The sequence below is a fragment of the Nocardia sp. NPDC059240 genome (assembly GCF_042753865.1).
Classification (GTDB): Bacteria; Actinomycetota; Actinomycetes; order Mycobacteriales; family Mycobacteriaceae; genus Nocardia.
The window spans coordinates 501491-519820 of the sequence record NZ_JBHZAC010000006.1 but is presented as its reverse complement, the minus strand read 5'-3'; the positions used below and the strand labels follow the sequence as shown (position 1 = coordinate 519820).

The window sequence follows — 18330 nt, the reverse complement described above, 5'->3', positions numbered from 1 at the left end:
GGATTTGCCACCCCGGCCTACGGTTTCGGCAAGCGGTACGCGATGGCGGCGGCCGAGGGACCCGCCCCGGCGGCCACGAACAAGGCTACGTCGGCTGCCGCGAGCTTGCCGCTGTCGCGGGCTGCCAGGTAGGCGACGGGCAGTGCCGAGGTGTGGGCATCCAGGGGCGCGGACCCGCTGTCGTCCACCGGCGCGGTGTCGTCGGTGCTGATCGCCTCGGGTGCGATGCCCAACCGCGCGGCCAGCAGCGCGGGGAAGTCGGCGGTGGGCCGTCCGCACACCAGTACGATGCGATCCAGGGCGACGTCGGCCACTTCGAGGGCTTCGCTGGCGGCCGAAACCGCGTGGTGCAGTAGCTCTTCGACGGTGCCGGAGCGCTGCACCCGGATCGAAGACCGACCGGTCGTACCCATTTCGGAGAGCCGCAGATACCCCTCCGTCATCGGCCGGGCATCCGTGGCGCTGATGTGCAACGCCCCGAAACCCGCTGTGCCCGGCACCTTCTCCAGCAGCAGGGCCGCACCCACCGGCTTGATCGGGAAACCCGGCTGCGGCACCGGCGATTTCGAAGGATGCGCGTCACCCGCGACCAGCAGCACCCGGTGCACGGTCGGCGCTTCGAGCAGCGCCTGACCGACCTGAATGGCGTTGAGGACGCCGCATGCCCCGTTCATCAGATCGAACGACAGGCACGGCACATCGCCGCTGTGATACTCCAGCCCGATGCCCGCCTGCTGCTGGATCAGCGCGGACATGGCCGGTTCCACCATGTTCGAGTCGCGATAGACGCCGGTATTGATCAGTGCGTCGATCTGCTCGGGGGTGCTGCCGGCCTCCGCGATGGCGCGGCGCGCGGCCGCCGCGGCCTGTTCGATGGAGCTGCCGCCGCCGATTTCGGCGGCTACGGAAGAAATTACGATTCCCATGCTGATCACACCCGAAGATCGCCGAGCGTCACCGACAGAAACCCGGCCACCACACCGGACGCCGCGGGCACCATCAGTACTTTCTCCCCGGACGCTATCCGCTGTTGTTTGAGCGCGTCGTGCAAAACCACGAAATGCGAGGTGGACGCGGTGTTGCCGAAGCGGTCCAGCACCATGAGCGGCGGCGGGATCGGGGCATCGAATTCACGTTCGGCGATCTTGGCCACGAATTCCACTGCGGGGGCGCTGAATTGATGATGGATCACGTGGTCGTAGCCCTCCGCGGCGAAATTCGTCCCATGCTCGGCCAGGAATTCCCGCTGCCGGGTGGTCCACAGCAGATAGCGGGACTCGTTGTGCATGGCCCGATTATCGGTGTAAAGCGCGATGCCGGAACTGCGGTCGCTGGGCATACCCAGGCACAGGTGCGCGAATGCGGCGCTGGTATTGAGCTCGATGTAGTCGATGCAGTCGTCCGCGGTGCCCCGACCATCGAGAATGACGGCGGCCGCGCCGTCGCCGACGGTCAGCGAGGCGAACTGCGGATCATATTTCTCCGACATCTCCCGCACCGCGGTATCGGAGATGGGCGTGATGTACTCCCCGGACACCACCAGCCCGCGTTTCACGAGGCCCGCACGAATCATGCGATCCAGCACCAGAACTCCGCTCATCATGCCCGCGCAGGCATTGGAGACGTCGAAGTGGATCGCCCCGGTCGCGCCGAGTTCATTGCGCAGCATGAGCGCGAAGGAGGGTTCCAGGCAGAATTCCCCGTCGCGAATGCGCGTGATGGAACACGAGATGACGACATCCAGTTCGGCGGCGTCGTAGCCTGAATTGTCCAGTGCGCTACGGGCGGCCGCCATCGCGACGCTGAACGAATCCTCGTCCTCGGCGCAGCGGCGGCGATGCCGCACGCCGCTGATCCGTTCCAGATCCAGCGGCGCGTCGACGGCCAGTTCGGCCAGCAACTCCGCGGTCGATATCTCGGTGGTGGGCAGGTACGAACCCACCGCCTCGATGCGTGTTCTCACCATGCGCACTCCCTGCGGCCCTCGGTTTCCCGGGACGCTAGCAGTGCGCGTATTTCGGTTTTGAAAAATCTATAATTCAGATCATGTGAGCTGAACTACAGTGCGGCACAACGCATCAGCTGCGACGCGCGAAACGACCCGACTCGGCCTGATCACGCGGCTTCACCACGATGGTGTCCAGATTGACGTGCGGCGGACGCGACGCCACGAACCCGATGATCTCCGCGATGTCCTGTGCCACCAGCGGATCGATGCCCTTGTACACATTCGCCGCGCGCTCCTCATCGCCGCCGAAACGCACCAGCGAGAACTCCGTCTCCACCGCGCCCGGCGCGATCTCGGTCAACCGCACCGGCTGCCCGAGCAGCTCACCACGCAGCGTCCGGTGCAGCACCGCCTGCGCGTGCTTGGCCGTGGTGTAGCCGGAACCGTTGTCGTACACCGTCATTGCCGCGACCGAGGTGATGGTGACGATCAGGCCGTCACCGGAGGCGATCAGCTTGGGCAGCAACGCCTTCGTGAGGCGCAGCGTGCCCAGCACATTGGTCTCCCACATCCAGCGCCAGTCGTCCAGATCCGCATCCAGCACCGGGGCCAGGCCCTTCGCGCCGCCGGCATTGTTCACCAGCACATCGCAGGTCTCGACCGCCTCGGTGAAGACGCGCACCGACTCCTCGTCGGTCACATCCAGCGCCAGCGCGGTCCCGCCGATCTCCGCGGCCAGCTGCTCGAGCCGATCGAGCCGCCGGGCACCGACGTACACGTGGTACCCCTGCTTGGCGAGTTCGCGGGCGGTTGCCTCGCCGATACCCGAACTGGCTCCGGTCACCACAGCGGTACGAGTGCTCATGCCTCTGAGCTTAAGCAGGGCGTGTCGGCGGTGCGTCGCGGGTGGTTAGCCTCACTCGTATGGCTATTCGGGATGTAGTGAGCGCGGACGGCACGACCATCGTCTACCGGATGACCGGTCCGGAAGGGGCGCGGCCGCTGGTGCTGTTGCACGGCTGGGCCGGAAACCTGCGCAACTGGGGACGCGCGGCCGACCTGCTCGCCGAACACTTCCGCGTGATCGCCGTCGACCTGCGTGGCCACGGCTACTCCGACGCCCCCGAGACCGGATACGACGATCCGAAGAACTGGGCCGGTGACATCGCCGCCGTGCTCGCGGCCGAGCACGTCACCTCCGGCGCGATCCTGCTCGGCTGGTCCTACGGCGGCATTGTGTTGTCGGACTACCTCACCGCTTATGGAACCGCCGCTCTAGCGGGTGTCGTCTACACCGGTTCACAGGCCAATATCGGCCGTGGCGTGGAAGGAGCGGGGACGGGACCGGGCATGGGCAAGGCTATTCCGGACGTCTTCGAGGAGAGCGCGGGTAAGGCCATTCGCGGTTTCGGGGCCTTCGGCAATGCCAATACCGGCCCGGGCCATGACAAGGGCGTGGACGCCCAGCGCCTGTTCGGCGGCAGCATCGCCACCCTGCCGCGCGTGCGCAAGGCCTTGTTCTATCGCACAGTCGACAACACCGAGACCCTGCGCAGCCTGAACGTGCCGGTCCTGGTCCTGCACGGCACCGAAGACCCGGTCGTTCCGATCGAGAACGGCCGCTATATCGCCGAAAACGTCCCGACCGCCCGGACCTCGTACTGGGAGGGTTCGCTGCACGGTCTTTTCATCGAAGATCCCGAGCGGTTCGTGTCCGAAATCACTACTTTCGCGAGCGACCTGCGGTGATAGCCGAATTGCATTCACGCTGACGAAAATCCTTGTGAAGCAGGTCACTTGGGAAGGTAACCCGTGCATGGGGTGTTACTACCCCTGTGCACACTGGAGTGGTGAGTCAACGACCGGACGTACGGCCCAATCGGATTGCCGTGCTATCGGTGCATACCTCACCACTGGCCCAGCCGGGGACCGGCGATGCGGGCGGCATGAACGTCTACGTGCTGCAGACCGCCATCGAACTGGCCCGGCGCGGCACCCAGGTCGAGATCTTCACCCGGGCCACCTCCTCCGCCGATGAACCGGTCGTCGAGGCCGCGCCCGGCGTCCTGGTTCGCAATGTCGTCGCGGGCCCCTTCGAGGGGCTCGACAAGCACGACCTGCCCACCCAGCTGTGCCCCTTCGCCGCCGAGGTGCTGCGCACCGAGGCCCACAATCTGCCCGGCCACTACGACCTCATCCACTCGCACTACTGGCTCTCGGGTCAGGTCGGGTGGCTGGCACGGGACCGGTGGCGGGTGCCCATGATCCACACCGCGCACACGCTGGCCGCGGTCAAGAACGCCTACCTCGCCGAGGGCGACTGCCCCGAGCCCGCGGTGCGTGAGATCGGTGAGAAGCAGATCGTCGCCGAGGCCGACCGGTTGGTCGCCAATACCGCCGAGGAAGCCCGGCAGCTGGTCGAGCTGTACGGCGCGGACCCGGCCCACATCGATGTCGCCCTGCCCGGCGCGGACCTCAACCGCTACCAGCCCGGCGACAAGCTCGCCGCCCGCATCGAACTCGGCCTGCCCGCGCACGAGCGCATCGTCGCCTTCATCGGGCGCATCCAACCCCTCAAGGCCCCCGACGTGCTGGTCCGCGCGGCCGCCCAGGTGCTGGCCGAGGAGGCCGCCCGGCCCACCGCGCCCGAGCGCCCGCTGCGCGTCGTGATCGTCGGCGGACCCTCCGGCAGCGGCCTCAAGAAGCCCGAGGCACTGATCGAACTGGCTGCGGCCCTGGGCATTTCGGACCGCGTCACCTTCCTGCCGCCGCAGCCCGCACACCGCCTGGTGCAGGTCTACCGGGCCGCCGACCTGGTCGCCGTGCCCAGCTACAACGAATCCTTCGGCCTGGTCGCTATCGAGGCGCAGGCCAGCGGCACCCCCGTGATCGCCGCCGACGTCGGCGGGCTGAGCACCGCGGTGCACGACGGTGTCACCGGTTTGCTCGTCCCCGGACACGAGACCGGCACCTGGGCTGCCGCCCTGCACTCGCTGTTGGACGATCCGGGCCGGCTCGAGGCGATGGGCCTGGCCGCCGTCGGCCACGCCGCCAACTTCTCCTGGGCGCACACCGCCGACGCACTGCTCGACAGCTACTCCGCCGCCCTCGCCCAGGCTCGGGTCGTGCGGCCGCTCCCGAGTAACCTGCACACCGACAGCAATCACGCCAGATCGCTGGCGTTGTGGCGGCGTCGGACGGGAGCACTACGTAGATGAGCGAGGTCGAGCGCGCGGAGGATTGGACGCCCCGCCCGCATGCGAGCAGCGGCGGCCTGAACGATGAAACCGCCCGTGCCACCGCCCAACTCATCGACGAAACCCTGCGCGACCGCGAGATCGAATACACCCGCGACGCCCCCGACCTGTTCGTAGTCGTACTTCCGGGTGAGCGCAAGCTCAAGACCGTCATCGGCGTCACCGTCGGCAAGCACGGCGTACGCATGGAGTCCTTTGTCTGCCGCAAGCCCGACGAGAACTTCGAGGGCGTCTACCGCTTCCTGCTGCGACGCAACCGCCGCCTCTACGGCGTGGCCTACACCATCGACCGCGTCGGCGACATCTACGTGGTCGGCCGCATGGCCAACGAACGCGTCACCGCCGACGAACTCGACCGCTGGTTCGGCCAGATCCTCGAGGCCGTCGACGCCGACTTCAACACCCTGCTCGAACTCGGCTTCGCCGAATCCATTCGCAAGGAATGGAAATGGCGGGTCTCGCGCGGTGAATCACTGAAGAACCTGCGCGCTTTCGAACATCTGGTAGACGCGGCCGACAAAGAGTAAACGGCTGGCACAATGCCAACCATGACGGCGCTCGCACTGGATATCGGGGCTACCAAATTCGCGGCGGCAATGGTCGACCCGGCCGGGACCGTGGGGGAGTCGAAACGTATCGCGGTGCCGGAGTCCGGAGTCTGGGAGGCGTGCCGGGCCCTGCTGGCGGAGGTGGCCGGGGATATTCGGGTGACCTCGGTCGGCATCGGGTCGGCCGGGCCGGTGGACGTGGCCGCCGGAGTCTGCGGGCCGCTCAATATCCCGGAATGGGTCGACGGCTTCCCGATCGTGGAATCGGTGCGGAAACTGTTCCCCGAGGCCGAGATTCGTTTCGCCATCGACGGCGTCTGCCTGGTGCTGGCCGAACAGCGGCTCGGAGCCGCGCGCGGGGTCGACAATGTGCTCGCGCTGACGGTGTCCTCCGGGATCGGGGGCGGCATCATCTCCGACGGCCGGGTTGTCATGGGCCGCACCGGGAATGGCGGGCACGTCGGCCATATCGTGGTGCCGGGTCAGGAAGAGCCTTGCGCCTGCGGCGGTTTCGGCTGTGTGGAGGCTGTGGCCAGCGGTAAATCCTCGGTGCGCTGGGCTCGCCGGCAGGGGTGGACCGGGACCACGGGTATCGAACTCTCCGCCGCCGCGCATGCGGGGGAGCCGATCGCGGTGGCCGCGCTCGAGCGGGCCGGTACCGCGATCGGGACGGCCGTGGCCTCGGCCGCCGCGCTGCTCGATACGGATCTGGTGGCCATCGGCGGCGGCTTCGCACAATCCGGTGAGTTGCTGTGGCAGCCGCTGCGGGCGGCCGCCGCAGCTCACGCCCGCTTGAAGTTCCTGCGCGAACTGCGCGTGGTGCCTTCCGAACTGACCGATCAAGCCACCCTGCAGGGCGCCGCGATCCTCGCGCTGGAGCGCGCATAACCGCAGCGTGAGGGCCGGGGATGCAGGCAGATCGCCGCGTGGGAGGATGCATTCATGACGTACACCCTCGTGCTTCTGCGCCACGGCGAGAGCGAATGGAATGCCCTTAACCTGTTCACCGGTTGGGTGGACGTCCGGCTGACGGACAAGGGTGTCGCCGAAGGCAAGCGTGCCGGCGAATTGCTGGCCGAGGCCGGGATTCTCCCGGATATCGTCTACACCTCCCTGCTGCGCCGTGCCATCAGCACCGCCAACAATGCCCTCGACGCCTGTGACCGGCACTGGATTCCGGTGGTCCGCGACTGGCGTCTGAACGAGCGGCACTATGGCGCGCTGCAGGGCAAGAACAAGGCCGAGACCAAAGAGCAGTACGGCAACGACCAGTTCATGCTGTGGCGTCGCAGCTACGACACCCCGCCGCCGCCGATCGAGTCGGACAGCGAGTACTCGCAGGAAGGCGACCCGCGCTACGCGGGCATCGAGGTCCCGGCGACCGAGTGTCTCAAGGACGTCGTCGCCCGCATGGTCCCGTACTGGGAAGACACCATTGCCACCGATGTGCGCGCGGGTAAGACCGTTCTCGTTGCCGCGCACGGTAATTCGCTGCGCGCGCTGGTGAAGCACCTGGAGAACATCTCCGACGAGGAGATCGCCGAGCTGAACATCCCCACCGGCATTCCGCTCAAGTACGAGCTCGACGAGAACCTGCGCCCGCTGGGCCCGGGCGTCTACCTCGACCCGGAAGCCGCCGCGGCCGGTGCCGCCGCCGTCGCGAATCAGGGCGGGAAATAACAACTCTCGTGGCACTCAGGGCCTCGCCCTGAAACCCTCGAATTGATGCCCTGCCCAATCAGATTGGGCGGGGCATCATTTTGTTCGCATTCGACTGTGATATGCATCTCACTACGTGACCGTAGGGTATTTCGAACTGCCGCAATCGAATTTGCCGAGACGTTGCCCGTTTAAATGGGTAACTGTTACCTAGGGTTTGCAACTTACTTCCGAGTAGATATGCTGCTGAACGTTCGACCATTTGCGAGAGGTAGATCACGTTCGATGAGGCACGCGCTACAGGCCACGGTGTTAGCCACCGCGGCCGCTCTGCTCCTTCCGATGACCGGCATCACCGCCGATGCCGACACCCCCACCGGGCCCGACGGCGGTTCCGCCGGTGCCGCGTGGACCGCCAGCGAGGATGGGGCGCAGCAGTATCCGAACGTCTCCATCGACTGGGACGTCCCGATCACCATGAGTGACGGCACCGTCCTGAAGGCGAACGTCTACCACCCGGCCGACGCCGCGGGGCATCGCATCGACACCCCGACGCCGACCATCGTCAACCTGACGCCCTACACCAAGCTGGTGTCGAACATCGCCGACAGCGCCTTCTCCATTCCCGGCCTGTCCGACGCGCTGCTGAATGTCTTCCGCAATATTCGCCTGGACGGCACCCCGCTCACCGGCTTCGGTGAACTGCTCAATGCGGCGGGCAACGGCGAACTCCGCAACTTCTCCGTCGACCGCCAGCTCATCAAGTCCGGCTACACGCAGGTCGTCGTGGACGTGCGCGGCACCGGCTTCTCGCAGGGCGAATGGGACATGCTGCGCGGCCGCGAGCAGCAGGACACCGTCGAGGTCATCGACTGGGCGTCCAAGCAGGGCTTCAGCAACGGCCGCATCGGCATGAACGGCCTGTCCTACTCGGCCATCAACCAGGTGCAGGCCGCCGAGAAGCAGCCGCCCTCCCTGAAGGCCATCTTCCCGATCGTGCCCGGCAGCGACCTCATCGACGACGTGCTCGCGCCCGGCGGCGGCTTCGGCTTCAACTTCATCCCGCTGTGGCTGGGTGCGATCAACGGCCTCAAGTGGGTGCCGGATCTCGCGTCGATCGCCGCGGGCACCTTCGACTTCAAGTGGCTGCAGGATCGTGCCAACGATCCGTTCGGCTACCTCGACGTGCTCATGTCGGCCTACACCAGCACCAACATGGACACCCTCGACCCGCGCGTCAAGGACATGCTCAACGGCATGACCCAGGAACGCTCCGAATGGCTGGGCGACCCGAGTCAGATCAAGGTCCCGACCTTCGTCACCGGTGGTTGGCACGACCTGTTCACCTACTCGGAATCCAAGATCTACAACCAGATTCCGCTGCCGCCCGGCCAGAAGCAGCTGCTCATGGGCAACACGTATCACGTCACCTCCGGAGCCGACGTGAACCGGGTCGGCGCACCGCCGCGCCTGGACGTGCTGCAGCGCGCCTGGTTCGACAAGTGGCTCAAGGGCATCGACAACGGCATCGACCAGTACGGCCCGGTGACCCTCAAGACGCAGGGCGGCGGCTGGAACACCCAGGGCGGATTCGGGCCCACCGCACCGGCTTCCGAGGCCGCGGACTACCGGCGCATGTACCTGTCCTCGCAGCGCTCCGGCACCGCGGGCAGTGTCTACGACGGCTCGCTCACCGGGGACGCGAACGGCGACACCGACCGGCTTTCGGTCGCGCCGGGACTTTCCACCATCTGCTCGAACGACGCCGCACAGGCCACCGCGGGCATCCTGAACCTGGTCGACATGTGCGCCAAGGACTCTCGCGTCGCCGAGACCAACGCGCTCACCTTCACCAGTGCGCCGGTGGCCGAGGCCACCACCATCTCGGGTCCGATCGCGGTGCACCTCAACACCGTTCAGGACGCTATCGACGGCTACTGGACCGTCACCGTCAATGACGTCGCCCCCGACGGCACCTCCACGGTGCTGAGCTCCGGCGCGCTGATGGCCTCGCTGCGCCAGATCGACGAGGACCGCAGCACCCGCTCGGCCAACGGCGACTACACCGACCCGCGCGCCCTCACCTCCCTGGACCAGCGCCAGGAGACCGTGCCCGGCGAGGCCACCACCCTCGATATCGCGCTCGGTGCCACCCAGGCCGTGCTGCAGCCGGGACACCGTCTGCGCGTGGACGTTTTCGCGGGCAACTTCCCCAAGGGCCTGCCCATCCTGCCGATGCTCATCGACACCGGCCTCAAGCCCGAACACCTGCAGCTCGATCCGGATCGACCGAGCTTCGTGAACATCCCGGTCCGCGGTAACACCGGCTGGTGAATCCGTCCCTCCGGGATTGAAGCCCCGGGTGTGCACAACGGCGTGCACACCCGGGGTTTTGTTATTGGACACCGTATTTTGTGGCATGCCTTTTCAGGCTTCGGTGTCGCCGACCAGGACGACTTTGCCGGTGACAGTGCCGGATTCGGCGAGCGTCAGTGCACGGGCGGCCTCCCGCAACGGGATTCGGGCCGCGATCTGCGGGTGCAGCGCGCCGCGCTCGGCCAGCTCGAGCACCGCGCCGAGGTCCTCGGCGATCCGCGAACGGAACCGGCTCAGCCGACGGCGTCCGGCCCAGATGTTGTAGAACGACGCATTCCGATTGTTGGGCAGCGCATTCCACCACAGCAACCGGGCGAACAGCTTCAGCACCGGCAGCCGGGAAGCGCCCTCCTCGTTCTTGGTGGCCGCGCTGCCGTACGAAACGAGGGTGCCGCCGGGCGCGAGCAGCTCGAACGAGTCCACGATTCCGGGCCCGCCCACGTGATCGAAGACGGCGTCCACCCCGCCCGGCGCGAGCGCCCGCACCTGCGCGACGACATCCCCGCGATAGTCGACCGGCTCCGCGCCCAGTGCCGCCACCGCGGCCGCATTGCGTGCCGACGCCGTCCCGATCACCCGGATGCCGGCCGCGCGTGCCAGCTGCACCAGCGTCGAGCCGACGCCACCGTTCGCGCCGTGCACCAGAATGGTCTGCCCGGCACGGACTTTCGCGTTGCGGTGCAGCATCTGCCACGCGGTGATGCCATTGACGACGAAGGTCTCGGCCGCGTCCGCCGCCAGCCCGTCCGGCACCGGCACCAGATCACCCGCTTGCACGGTCAGGTGACTGCTCCAGCCGCCGATCTTGGTCAGTGCGGCGACCCGACGGCCGATCAGTGCCGGATCCACCCCGGCCCCGACCTCGAGCACGGTGCCGACCACGTCGTAGCCGGGCACGAACGGGAACGCGGGCTGGTCGTAGTACTTGCCGCGCCGCATCTGCTGCTCGGCGAAGGACACGCCCGTCGCCTCCATCCGCAGCAGCGCCTCGCCCGCTGCGGGCGGCGGCAGTTCACGGTCGGTGACGGTCAGGCCCTCCGGCTCGACGCGGCCCGGCAGCACGATCTCGGTGGCGGTGATGTTCGACATCGGTCTTTCCCTTCAGGATGAGTGACTGGTCAATCACTCGATGGTCGAAAGAAAGCGCCCTCGTCGGAGGGCGCGTGCAGCTCAGTTGAAGTGGCGGATTCCGGCGGTGAGAGTGGCGGCCCAGGGGCCTTCGCTCGCGTCCAATCCGAGGGTGGTGATCAGGTGACACAGCTGGCCGTAGGCCATGAAGTGCTGCACCTGTTCGCCGCTGCCCTCGGACCGGGACTCGGCGAACTCGGTGACCCGTTGCAGGCCGCGGCGCACGGCCTCGGCGATATCCGGCACATCGGCCGCCGAGAGGGCGTGCACCTGCAGCATGAGCAGCGACTTGTCGACGATCAATTCGGCGTAGGCGCCGCCCATTTCATGCAGCACCTGCTCCGGATCGCCGCCCGGTACCCGAGCGGCCCCGGCGGACAACGCCCCCTCGACCCGCTCGAAACACCGGTCCAGCGCGGCGACGAACAACTCCACCTTGCTGGGGAACAGCTTGAACACGTACGCGGGCGAGATCCCGGCCGTCACGGCGACGGTATTGATCGGGGTCCCGTGGAAGCCGGTCTTGGCGAACTCGGTGATGGCCGCGTCCAGGACGGCTTCCCGTCGAACATCCGAGGTGGAGAGTGCGATCCCGCGTCGGTTCATGTGAGTGACCGTACACTCACTCTTCGTTGCCGCGCAACCCCTCCTCATCGTCCGGAACCGCGAAAGCGGCCTCCACCGGCGGAAACATGGCCCGCGCGTCCTGACCCGAGAACCACAGGCCGACAACGAAAGCCGACGTGGCCTCGAGATACCGGGCCCGGCTCAAACCACCCGCGTGGATGGCGTGCAGCTTCAGATCGCTGGCGAGCGCGGCCACCGTCGCGATGGCGTCCGCATCGTCGCCGCACAGCGGGACGGTCAACGGTCGACCCTCGAACTCGCGATGCGGACCCGCCCACACCTCGGCCGCGAGCAGATTGAACGCCTTCACCACCCGCGCCCCGGGCGCGCTCGCCGCGATCCGTTCGGCGACAGCCGGTTCCGAGAGGCCGAAGCCGCCGGTATCCGGTGCGAAGGCATTGGTGCAGTCGATCAGCGTGCGGCCGCCGAAATCGCCCGCCCGCAGTACCGGGGTGAGCGCTTCGACCGGCACGGCCAGCAGTGTCACCGCTCCGAATCCGGCCGCCTCTTCGATGCTCGTGCCGCGCGCGCCGTGCCCGACGGCGGTCGCCGCCTCCCGCGCGCGGGCCGATGTGCGGGCCCCGAGTGCGATGTCGTGCCCGGCCGCGGCCCACCCGCCGCCCAGTGCCCGTGCCATCGCTCCGGCCCCGATGATTCCGATTCGCATGTGAACTCCTTGGTCTCGCTGGTGGATTCGACGCTAGGAATCCCGATGCGCACCCGCGGGTGCGCATTGCCGGTGGCAGGCTGTATTCATGACGGCCGAGAGCACCGAAGCGGAGGCATCAGCGGCGGAGCCGGTGGAATTCGCGGAATACGGCGGCCTCGAATCCGACTGCCCGGCACGCCTCGCCGTGGACGTTTTCGGCAATTCGTGGCTGACTGTGATCGTTTACACACTTCGCGAGGGGCCCATGCGACCCGTGGAGCTGCGCCGGACCATCGGCGGCATCAGTCAGAAGATGCTCACCCAGACCCTGAACCGGATGACCGCGATGGGGTTGCTGGAACGTCGCCGCTACGCCGAAGCTCCACCGCGCGTTGAATATTCGCTGACTCCCGCCGGCCGCGATCTGCTGGTCCCGATCTTCGCGCTGGGGGAGTGGGCGGACCGGCACGGCGACTCCGTGCGCACGGCTCTCTACGGCGATCCGGAGGACTGAACGGTCGTCCCGAACGCGGTTGCCGCGAGGCCGCTCACCAGCGAGGACACGCTGACCGAACATTGCGTAAACGCCGGGCTAACAAGGGTGGAAGTGCCTATGACCTGCGTGAAACTTCCAGCACCCCGGGTTGGACCCTGCTTAGTCGACCGTACGATTCAGATGTGAGCGTTCCACAGGCCGTGCTTTTGGCAGTCCTGGCGGCCGTAGTTGGACTGGCCGTCGGCGGACTGCTCATTCCGTATGTGAATGCTCGCCAGGAGCGGCTGCGGGCCGCCACCGACACCGGGCTGACCATGTCGCAGGTCCTCGACCTGATCGTGCTCGCCTCGGAATCCGGCATCGCGGTGGTCGATCAGTACCGCGACGTGGTGCTGGTGAACCCGCGCGCCGAGGAACTGGGCGTGGTCCACGACCGCCTGCTCGACGAACGCGCCTGGGCCGCGGTCGAACAGGTGCTGTCCAACGGCCAGGACGTGGAGTTCGAACTCACCGCCAAGATCCCCATGCCCGGCCGCGCCCGCCTCGCTGTCCGAGGAGTTGCTCGATCGCTGTCGCAGGAGAACCCGAACTTCGTGGTGCTCTTCGCGGACGACGATTCCGAGCAGGCCCGCATGGAGGCCACCCGCCGCGACTTCGTCGCCAATGTGAGCCACGAGCTCAAGACCCCCGTCAGTGCGATGAGCCTGTTGGCCGAGGCGTTGCTGGAATCCGCCGACGATCCGGATTCGGTGCGGCACTTCGGCGAACGCCTGCACGGCGAATCCCGCCGCATGGGCAAGATGGTCACCGAGCTGATCGCGCTGTCCCGCCTGCAGGGCGCGGAACGACTGCCGGAGCTGGAGGCCGTGGACGTCGACACCGTCGTCACCCAGGCCCTCGAGCGCTCCCGCAATGTCGCCGAGGCCGCGGGCATCACCGTCTCCACCGACGCCACCAGCGGCCTCGAGATCCTCGGCGATCAGACGTTGCTGGTGACCGCGCTGTCCAACCTGGTCGAGAACGCCATCGCCTACTCCCCGCGTGGTTCGCACGTGTCGGTGAGCCGGGCGCTGCGCGGCGGCTACGTCAATATCGCGGTCACCGATCGCGGTATCGGCATTTCCAAGGAGGACCAGGAGCGCGTTTTCGAACGTTTCTTCCGGGCCGACAAGGCGCGCTCGCGTGCCACCGGCGGTACCGGCCTCGGGCTGGCTATCGTCAAGCATGTGGCCGCCAACCACAACGGTGAGATCACCCTGTGGAGCAAACTGGGCACCGGATCGACGTTCACCCTGCGTATCCCGGCCCACCCTGCCGATTCCAACGGGCAGGTCGAAAAGAAGCTTGCCGCCGGTGTTCCGGTGGCCAAGAAAGAAAACGGCCAGCGTCCCCTCGGGCGGGCCAGAACCAACGGTGTGGAGGCAACCCGATGACGAGTGTGCTGATCGTCGAGGACGAGGAGTCGCTGGCCGATCCGCTCGCGTTCCTGCTGCGCAAGGAGGGGTTCGAGGTCACCGTAGTGGGCGACGGCCCGTCCGCGCTGTCCGAATTCGACCGTTCCGGCGCGGACATCGTCCTGCTCGATCTCATGCTCCCCGGCATGAGCGGCACCGACGTGTGTAAGCAGCTGCGCGCTCGCGGCAGCGTCCCGGTCATCATGGTGACCGCGCGCGACAGCGAGATCGACAAGGTGGTCGGCCTGGAACTGGGCGCCGACGACTACGTCACCAAGCCCTACTCCTCGCGCGAGCTGATCGCTCGCATCCGCGCGGTGCTGCGCCGCGGCGCGGGCGAGGAGCCCGACAACGGCAGCGAGACCAGCGTCCTCGAGGCCGGCCCGGTGCGCATGGATGTGGACCGCCACACCGTGCAGGTCAACGGCAAGGGGGTGACCCTGCCGCTCAAGGAATTCGACCTGCTCGAGTACCTGCTGCGCAACTCGGGTCGCGTGCTGACCCGTGGCCAGCTCATCGACCGCGTCTGGGGCGCCGACTACGTCGGTGACACCAAGACCCTCGACGTGCACGTCAAGCGCTTGCGCTCCAAGATCGAGTCGGATCCGGCCAAGCCGGAACACCTGGTCACCGTGCGTGGCCTGGGCTACAAGCTCGAGGCCTAGCGCCCCGAGCTCGAGGCCTAGCGCCCCGAGCTCGAGGCCTAGCGCCCCGAATACGAAAAGAACCCGCCCGCTTCGGTTTTCCGAAGCGGGCGGGTTTCATGCCTTCTCCCCGACAGAGATTCGTGCATCCCCCGCCCAGGTCCGTACTGCCCCCGCCGAGTTCGGGCCGGGACTACGCGTTCGGGTCGGACTGCATGGTGTCGACCCATGCGGTGCCGAGGCCCGGAAGCTCCTGCTGCTGCAGGATGATCCAGCCCAGGCCCGGGTTGTCCTGCTGCATGCAGCCGTACCACGGCACATCCGCGCCGTTGCCGCGGCAGGCGATGGTGTGGCTGGTGCCGTACGGGCTGACGATGAGCATCTTGCCCGCGTCCTTGGCGCCGATCGCGGCGGGATCGTTGTAGGGCACGAAATCGGCGGTGCGATCGGAGAACGCGGCCGGATCGGGGGTATCGGCGAACGCTTGCGGCGCAATGGAGATAACGGCACCGGCGGCCAGTGCCGCGACGGCGAGGGTTTTCTTGATCATGGCCTGGATGTCTAACACGTTCCGGTGAATTGGCAATAGCCGGACGATGTCACGCATACTTCCGGCTATTCACACGCCGAGGTCACCGGGCTGATGGGGAATCGAAATATACTTCCACGCAGCCTGATTCGATGGTCGGCCGCCGGCACCGATTGTTCACCTGCCGGACACCCCGCCTACGAACCCGGGGCCGCTAATTTCCCGTGGTACCGCTGCTCCCGCTGCCGAGCGGTCCGGCCGGGCCGAAGCCGCTCCCGGAACTCGACGAGCCCGAGCCGAGCGACGCGTCCGCCACCTGCACCACGGTCGACTGGCTGTTGGGCCCCTGCGACGCGGTGATGGTGTGCTTTCCGGCGGTATCGGGCTTCCAGCCGATCGAGGCGTGCCCCGGAGGCCACGGCATCTTGGGCGCGCCGATGTCGTGGCCGTTGTCGGTGAAGGTCACCAGCAGGCCGATCGACGCCCCGCTGAGCGTCGCCGAGACGGTGTAGGTGGTGCCGACCACCAGATTGCCCTGATCGACGCTGACGGTGTCGACCGCCGCCAGGGACGCGGGGGCGGCGATGATCGCGGCGGCCGCCAGCGCGGTAAGGCCGGTGAGCCCTACCGCGGCACGGCGCGCACCGACCCCGGATGGTGTGTTGCGCATGGTTTCTCCCGGATTCCGGACCCGTACTAGCTGCTGCCGAGGAGTCCGTGCAGCAATCCGCTGATCAGCGAGCCCGCACTGCCGGTGGCGCTACCCGTCCCGGCACTGCCCGAACCGCCACTGCCCGTCCCACCGCTGTTCGGCTGGGTGGTGGCCGGTGCGGTCGTGGTCGGCTGCGCCGGGTTGGCGGGCGTCGGCGGGGTGTAGGTCGGTGTCGGAACGGAGGTATCCGCCACGGTCAGGATCAGCGGCTTGGTGCTGCTGCCCTGGGTGAGGGTGATGACGTGCGGGCCCGCGGCGGTGGGCTTCCAGGTGACGCTGCTGTGGCCGGTCGGGAAGGGCGCCGTTTCGGCCGGGGTGTTGAGGTTGACGCCGTTGTCGGCCCAGACGACCGGCAGGCTGCTGTCGTTCCCGGAGAGGTCGGCACTGAGGGTGTAGGTGCCGCCGACGACCGGCGTGGTGCTGGAACTGCTCAAGGCGTCGACGGTGGCGTTCGCGGGTGCGGTCGTCATCGTGATCGCGGCGGTGCCGGCGACGGCCACCGCGGCCAGTCCGGCCCCGATCACACGGCCGGAAGTGTTGCTGCGCATGGGTACTCCTGTGAGGCGTCGGGCTGCGGCCCGAGGAAACTGGAAGGTCTGTCAGAGACCGAAGGGCAGGCCGTTGGCACTACCGGTGCCGCCACCGCTGGGCTGGGTGCTCGCGGTCGGCGGAGTCGTCGTGGTGACCGGCGGCTCGGTGGTGGTCGTGGGCGGCACCGTCGTCGTCGTGGGCGGCACCGTGGTCGTCGGCGGGACCGTGGTGGTCGGCGGCTCGGTGGTGGTGGGCGGCACCGTGGTCGTCGTCGGCGGGACGGTCGTGGTGGTGGGCGGCACCGTCGTGGTGGTGGTCGGCGGGACCGTGGTGGTGGTCGGCGGGGTGGACCCGTCGGTCACGTTGACGATCACCGTCTTGGTGCTGCTGCCCTGCGAGATCGCGATGACGTGCTGGCCGACGCTGCTCGGGGTCCAGTCGAGGCTGGCGTGGCCGATCGGCATCGGGACCTTGCCGACGTCGGTGAGGTTGTGGCCGTTGTCGGTCCAATAGACGAGCAGACCGAACGATGCGCCGCTGACGGTGGCGCTGAGGGTGTAGGTCTGGCCGACGATGTGATCCGTGCCCGAGACGCTGATCGTGTCGACGGTCGCGTTGGCGGCCGGTGCGGGGCTACCCACCAGAACCGCGACGGCCCCGGCCGCGACGGCGACACCGGCCACGCCGAGGCCGAGATGTCGCCGTGCGGGCGAAGTCTTGCTCATGTGTTCTCCTGTGCTGGACCCATGAGGGGTTGGGTCAGTCGCACAGTAAGTGACACTAGTTCTGAAAATCTCAGTTTTCAGAAAGTTACCGAACGGTCAGCTAACTCTTCTTGGTCTTGGGTCCAGTTTTGCCGCCGCCAGCCTGCGCGGCCTCGCTCGCGGCCTTCTCCTGCGCGATGACCGTGGCCGGGTGCACCGCCACGATGCCGAGCCCCTGTCGCCGCTTGCAGTGCGCGGCCAGCTCGTCGTACGCGGGCTTGCCGATCAGCTCGATCAGCTCGGGGGCATACGCCTCCCACACCGGCCGGGTGCCCACGTGCGCGTCCGGTGAACCCGTGCAATACCAGTTCAGATCCAGGCCGCCCGGACCCCAGCCGCGGCGGTCGTATTCACCGATCGCGGTGCGCAGGATCTCCACCCCGTCGGGCCGGTCCACCCACTCCTGGGTGCGCCGAATCGGCAGCTGCCAGCAAACTTCCGGCTTGACGGTGAGTGGCTCCAGGCCCTTGCGCAGCGCCATGGTGTGCAGCGCGCAGCCGATGCCTTCGGAGAAACCCGGACGGTTGAGGAAGATGCACGCGCCGTCGAAACGCCGGGTGCGCAACGCCGGTTCGTCGTCGAGGTCGTCCTCTTCCAGATACAGCTTCTTGCGGACCCGGCCCTTGTCGTCGGTGGCCTCCGGCATCAGCTGCCAGTCCTCGGGTGTGAGCATTTTCACAGCCTCGTGCAGCTTCTTGCCGTCCTCCTCGTCGGAGAGGAACGCGCCGTGCGAGCAGCAGCCGTCGTTCTCGCGGCCGTCGATGATGCCCTGACATGCCGGAGTTCCGAACACGCAGGTCCAGCGCGACAGCAGCCAGGTCATATCGGCCGCGATCAAGTGCTCATCATTAGCTGGATCGACGAACTCGATCCATTCCCGTGGGAAGTCGAGTTCCACCTCGGGCGTCGGGTCGATCTTCGCCGCTGGTCGCAGCCCGGTCGGTCCGCTCGCCGATGCCCCTGTCGTCACAACGCGGAACGCTAACAGCTCAGTCGCCTGGCCAGAAG

General features: G+C 67.5%; 20 protein-coding genes. 9 read left to right on the top strand and 11 right to left on the bottom strand.

The window, feature by feature from the left end:
• Positions 1 to 17: 17 nt before the first annotated feature.
• The 3 genes from ACFXHA_RS24475 to ACFXHA_RS24465 form a co-directional block, all read right to left on the bottom strand.
• On the bottom strand, positions 18 to 926 hold the full coding sequence (locus ACFXHA_RS24475; RefSeq protein ID WP_379360461.1) for a hypothetical protein: 909 nt from the start codon (positions 924 to 926) through the stop codon (positions 18 to 20).
• Between the two features lie 5 nt (positions 927 to 931).
• The gene (locus tag ACFXHA_RS24470; RefSeq protein WP_379360459.1) at positions 932 to 1966 is read right to left on the bottom strand and encodes a 3-oxoacyl-ACP synthase III family protein; all 1035 of its coding nucleotides are present in this window, start codon (positions 1964 to 1966) and stop codon (positions 932 to 934) included.
• A 112-nt stretch (positions 1967 to 2078) separates the two neighbouring features.
• Positions 2079 to 2813 (bottom strand): SDR family NAD(P)-dependent oxidoreductase, encoded by a 735-nt coding sequence (locus tag ACFXHA_RS24465; RefSeq protein WP_379360457.1) that lies wholly within the window; start codon positions 2811 to 2813, stop codon positions 2079 to 2081.
• Between the two features lie 59 nt (positions 2814 to 2872).
• Here ACFXHA_RS24465 and ACFXHA_RS24460 point away from each other — a divergent pair, with 59 nt between their 5' ends.
• The 6 genes from ACFXHA_RS24460 to ACFXHA_RS24435 all read left to right on the top strand — a co-directional run bounded on the left by ACFXHA_RS24460 (position 2873) and on the right by ACFXHA_RS24435 (position 9746).
• Positions 2873 to 3697: an alpha/beta fold hydrolase gene (locus tag ACFXHA_RS24460; RefSeq protein ID WP_379360455.1), complete on the top strand. Its 825-nt coding sequence runs from the start codon at positions 2873 to 2875 to the stop codon at positions 3695 to 3697.
• An 86-nt stretch (positions 3698 to 3783) separates the two neighbouring features.
• The gene (mshA, locus tag ACFXHA_RS24455) at positions 3784 to 5166 is read left to right on the top strand and encodes a D-inositol-3-phosphate glycosyltransferase (RefSeq protein ID WP_379360453.1); all 1383 of its coding nucleotides are present in this window, start codon (positions 3784 to 3786) and stop codon (positions 5164 to 5166) included.
• Positions 5163 to 5732, top strand: a complete 570-nt coding sequence (locus ACFXHA_RS24450; protein WP_379360451.1) for a YbjN domain-containing protein — start codon at positions 5163 to 5165, stop codon at positions 5730 to 5732. The genes mshA and ACFXHA_RS24450 overlap by 4 nt, the downstream gene beginning before the upstream one ends.
• Before the next feature lie 21 nt (positions 5733 to 5753).
• Entirely contained in the window at positions 5754 to 6641 is an 888-nt protein-coding gene (locus ACFXHA_RS24445) for an ROK family protein (protein WP_379360449.1), read from the top strand.
• A gap of 54 nt (positions 6642 to 6695) precedes the next feature.
• The gene (locus tag ACFXHA_RS24440) at positions 6696 to 7433 is read left to right on the top strand and encodes a phosphoglyceromutase (protein WP_379360447.1); all 738 of its coding nucleotides are present in this window, start codon (positions 6696 to 6698) and stop codon (positions 7431 to 7433) included.
• 264 nt (positions 7434 to 7697) lie between these two features.
• Positions 7698 to 9746: a CocE/NonD family hydrolase gene (locus ACFXHA_RS24435; protein ID WP_379360445.1), complete on the top strand. Its 2049-nt coding sequence runs from the start codon at positions 7698 to 7700 to the stop codon at positions 9744 to 9746.
• Between the two features lie 93 nt (positions 9747 to 9839).
• Here the strand turns inward: ACFXHA_RS24435 and ACFXHA_RS24430 are convergent, their stop codons facing one another.
• From ACFXHA_RS24430 to ACFXHA_RS24420, 3 genes are all read right to left on the bottom strand, one after another.
• A complete protein-coding gene (locus ACFXHA_RS24430; RefSeq protein ID WP_379360443.1) occupies positions 9840 to 10877 on the bottom strand; it encodes a medium chain dehydrogenase/reductase family protein in 1038 nt (345 codons plus the stop codon).
• 81 nt (positions 10878 to 10958) lie between these two features.
• Positions 10959 to 11522, bottom strand: a complete 564-nt coding sequence (locus ACFXHA_RS24425; protein ID WP_379360441.1) for a TetR/AcrR family transcriptional regulator — start codon at positions 11520 to 11522, stop codon at positions 10959 to 10961.
• Between the two features lie 16 nt (positions 11523 to 11538).
• On the bottom strand, positions 11539 to 12210 hold the full coding sequence (locus ACFXHA_RS24420; RefSeq protein WP_379360439.1) for an NADPH-dependent F420 reductase: 672 nt from the start codon (positions 12208 to 12210) through the stop codon (positions 11539 to 11541).
• Positions 12211 to 12298: 88 nt separating this feature from the next.
• On the opposite strand from ACFXHA_RS24420, the gene ACFXHA_RS24415 reads away from it, so the two are divergent.
• The 3 genes from ACFXHA_RS24415 to ACFXHA_RS24405 all read left to right on the top strand — a co-directional run bounded on the left by ACFXHA_RS24415 (position 12299) and on the right by ACFXHA_RS24405 (position 14807).
• On the top strand, positions 12299 to 12706 hold the full coding sequence (locus tag ACFXHA_RS24415) for a winged helix-turn-helix transcriptional regulator (RefSeq protein WP_379360437.1): 408 nt from the start codon (positions 12299 to 12301) through the stop codon (positions 12704 to 12706).
• Positions 12707 to 12870: 164 nt separating this feature from the next.
• Positions 12871 to 14121 carry a sensor histidine kinase gene (locus tag ACFXHA_RS24410; protein WP_379360435.1) on the top strand — a complete coding sequence of 417 codons (1251 nt, stop codon included), beginning with the start codon at positions 12871 to 12873 and terminating at the stop codon, positions 14119 to 14121.
• Positions 14118 to 14807 carry a response regulator gene (locus tag ACFXHA_RS24405; RefSeq protein WP_379360433.1) on the top strand — a complete coding sequence of 230 codons (690 nt, stop codon included), beginning with the start codon at positions 14118 to 14120 and terminating at the stop codon, positions 14805 to 14807. The genes ACFXHA_RS24410 and ACFXHA_RS24405 overlap by 4 nt, the downstream gene beginning before the upstream one ends.
• A gap of 172 nt (positions 14808 to 14979) precedes the next feature.
• On the opposite strand, the gene ACFXHA_RS24400 is transcribed toward ACFXHA_RS24405, so the two are convergent.
• The 5 genes from ACFXHA_RS24400 to ACFXHA_RS24380 form a co-directional block, all read right to left on the bottom strand.
• Positions 14980 to 15336, bottom strand: coding sequence for a hypothetical protein (locus ACFXHA_RS24400; RefSeq protein ID WP_379360431.1), 357 nt, complete (start codon positions 15334 to 15336; stop codon positions 14980 to 14982).
• A 193-nt stretch (positions 15337 to 15529) separates the two neighbouring features.
• On the bottom strand, positions 15530 to 15985 hold the full coding sequence (locus ACFXHA_RS24395; RefSeq protein WP_379360429.1) for a hypothetical protein: 456 nt from the start codon (positions 15983 to 15985) through the stop codon (positions 15530 to 15532).
• A 26-nt stretch (positions 15986 to 16011) separates the two neighbouring features.
• On the bottom strand, positions 16012 to 16575 hold the full coding sequence (locus ACFXHA_RS24390) for a hypothetical protein (RefSeq protein WP_379360427.1): 564 nt from the start codon (positions 16573 to 16575) through the stop codon (positions 16012 to 16014).
• 51 nt (positions 16576 to 16626) lie between these two features.
• Positions 16627 to 17283: a hypothetical protein gene (locus ACFXHA_RS24385; protein WP_379360425.1), complete on the bottom strand. Its 657-nt coding sequence runs from the start codon at positions 17281 to 17283 to the stop codon at positions 16627 to 16629.
• 100 nt (positions 17284 to 17383) lie between these two features.
• Complete coding sequence (locus ACFXHA_RS24380; RefSeq protein ID WP_379360423.1) at positions 17384 to 18292, bottom strand: hypothetical protein; 909 nt, start codon at positions 18290 to 18292, stop codon at positions 17384 to 17386.
• Between the last annotated feature and the right edge of the window lie 38 nt (positions 18293 to 18330).

Bases quoted from the DNA above. Each gene is read 5' to 3' on its own strand.
- ACFXHA_RS24405 (WP_379360433.1), top strand. From the start codon at position 14,118: ATGACGAGTGTGCTGATCGTCGAGGACGAGGAGTCGCTGGCCGATCCG.
- ACFXHA_RS24390 (WP_379360427.1), bottom strand. From the start codon at position 16,575: ATGCGCAGCAACACTTCCGGCCGTGTGATCGGGGCCGGACTGGCCGCG.
- ACFXHA_RS24400 (WP_379360431.1), bottom strand. From the start codon at position 15,336: ATGATCAAGAAAACCCTCGCCGTCGCGGCACTGGCCGCCGGTGCCGTT.
- ACFXHA_RS24395 (WP_379360429.1), bottom strand. From the start codon at position 15,985: ATGCGCAACACACCATCCGGGGTCGGTGCGCGCCGTGCCGCGGTAGGG.
- ACFXHA_RS24460 (WP_379360455.1), top strand. From the start codon at position 2,873: ATGGCTATTCGGGATGTAGTGAGCGCGGACGGCACGACCATCGTCTAC.
- ACFXHA_RS24435 (WP_379360445.1), top strand. From the start codon at position 7,698: ATGAGGCACGCGCTACAGGCCACGGTGTTAGCCACCGCGGCCGCTCTG.
- ACFXHA_RS24465 (WP_379360457.1), bottom strand. From the start codon at position 2,813: ATGAGCACTCGTACCGCTGTGGTGACCGGAGCCAGTTCGGGTATCGGC.
- ACFXHA_RS24420 (WP_379360439.1), bottom strand. From the start codon at position 12,210: ATGCGAATCGGAATCATCGGGGCCGGAGCGATGGCACGGGCACTGGGC.
- ACFXHA_RS24450 (WP_379360451.1), top strand. From the start codon at position 5,163: ATGAGCGAGGTCGAGCGCGCGGAGGATTGGACGCCCCGCCCGCATGCG.
- ACFXHA_RS24415 (WP_379360437.1), top strand. From the start codon at position 12,299: ATGACGGCCGAGAGCACCGAAGCGGAGGCATCAGCGGCGGAGCCGGTG.
- ACFXHA_RS24470 (WP_379360459.1), bottom strand. From the start codon at position 1,966: ATGGTGAGAACACGCATCGAGGCGGTGGGTTCGTACCTGCCCACCACC.
- ACFXHA_RS24430 (WP_379360443.1), bottom strand. From the start codon at position 10,877: ATGTCGAACATCACCGCCACCGAGATCGTGCTGCCGGGCCGCGTCGAG.
- ACFXHA_RS24425 (WP_379360441.1), bottom strand. From the start codon at position 11,522: ATGAACCGACGCGGGATCGCACTCTCCACCTCGGATGTTCGACGGGAA.
- ACFXHA_RS24475 (WP_379360461.1), bottom strand. From the start codon at position 926: ATGGGAATCGTAATTTCTTCCGTAGCCGCCGAAATCGGCGGCGGCAGC.
- ACFXHA_RS24445 (WP_379360449.1), top strand. From the start codon at position 5,754: ATGACGGCGCTCGCACTGGATATCGGGGCTACCAAATTCGCGGCGGCA.
- ACFXHA_RS24385 (WP_379360425.1), bottom strand. From the start codon at position 17,283: ATGAGCAAGACTTCGCCCGCACGGCGACATCTCGGCCTCGGCGTGGCC.
- ACFXHA_RS24440 (WP_379360447.1), top strand. From the start codon at position 6,696: ATGACGTACACCCTCGTGCTTCTGCGCCACGGCGAGAGCGAATGGAAT.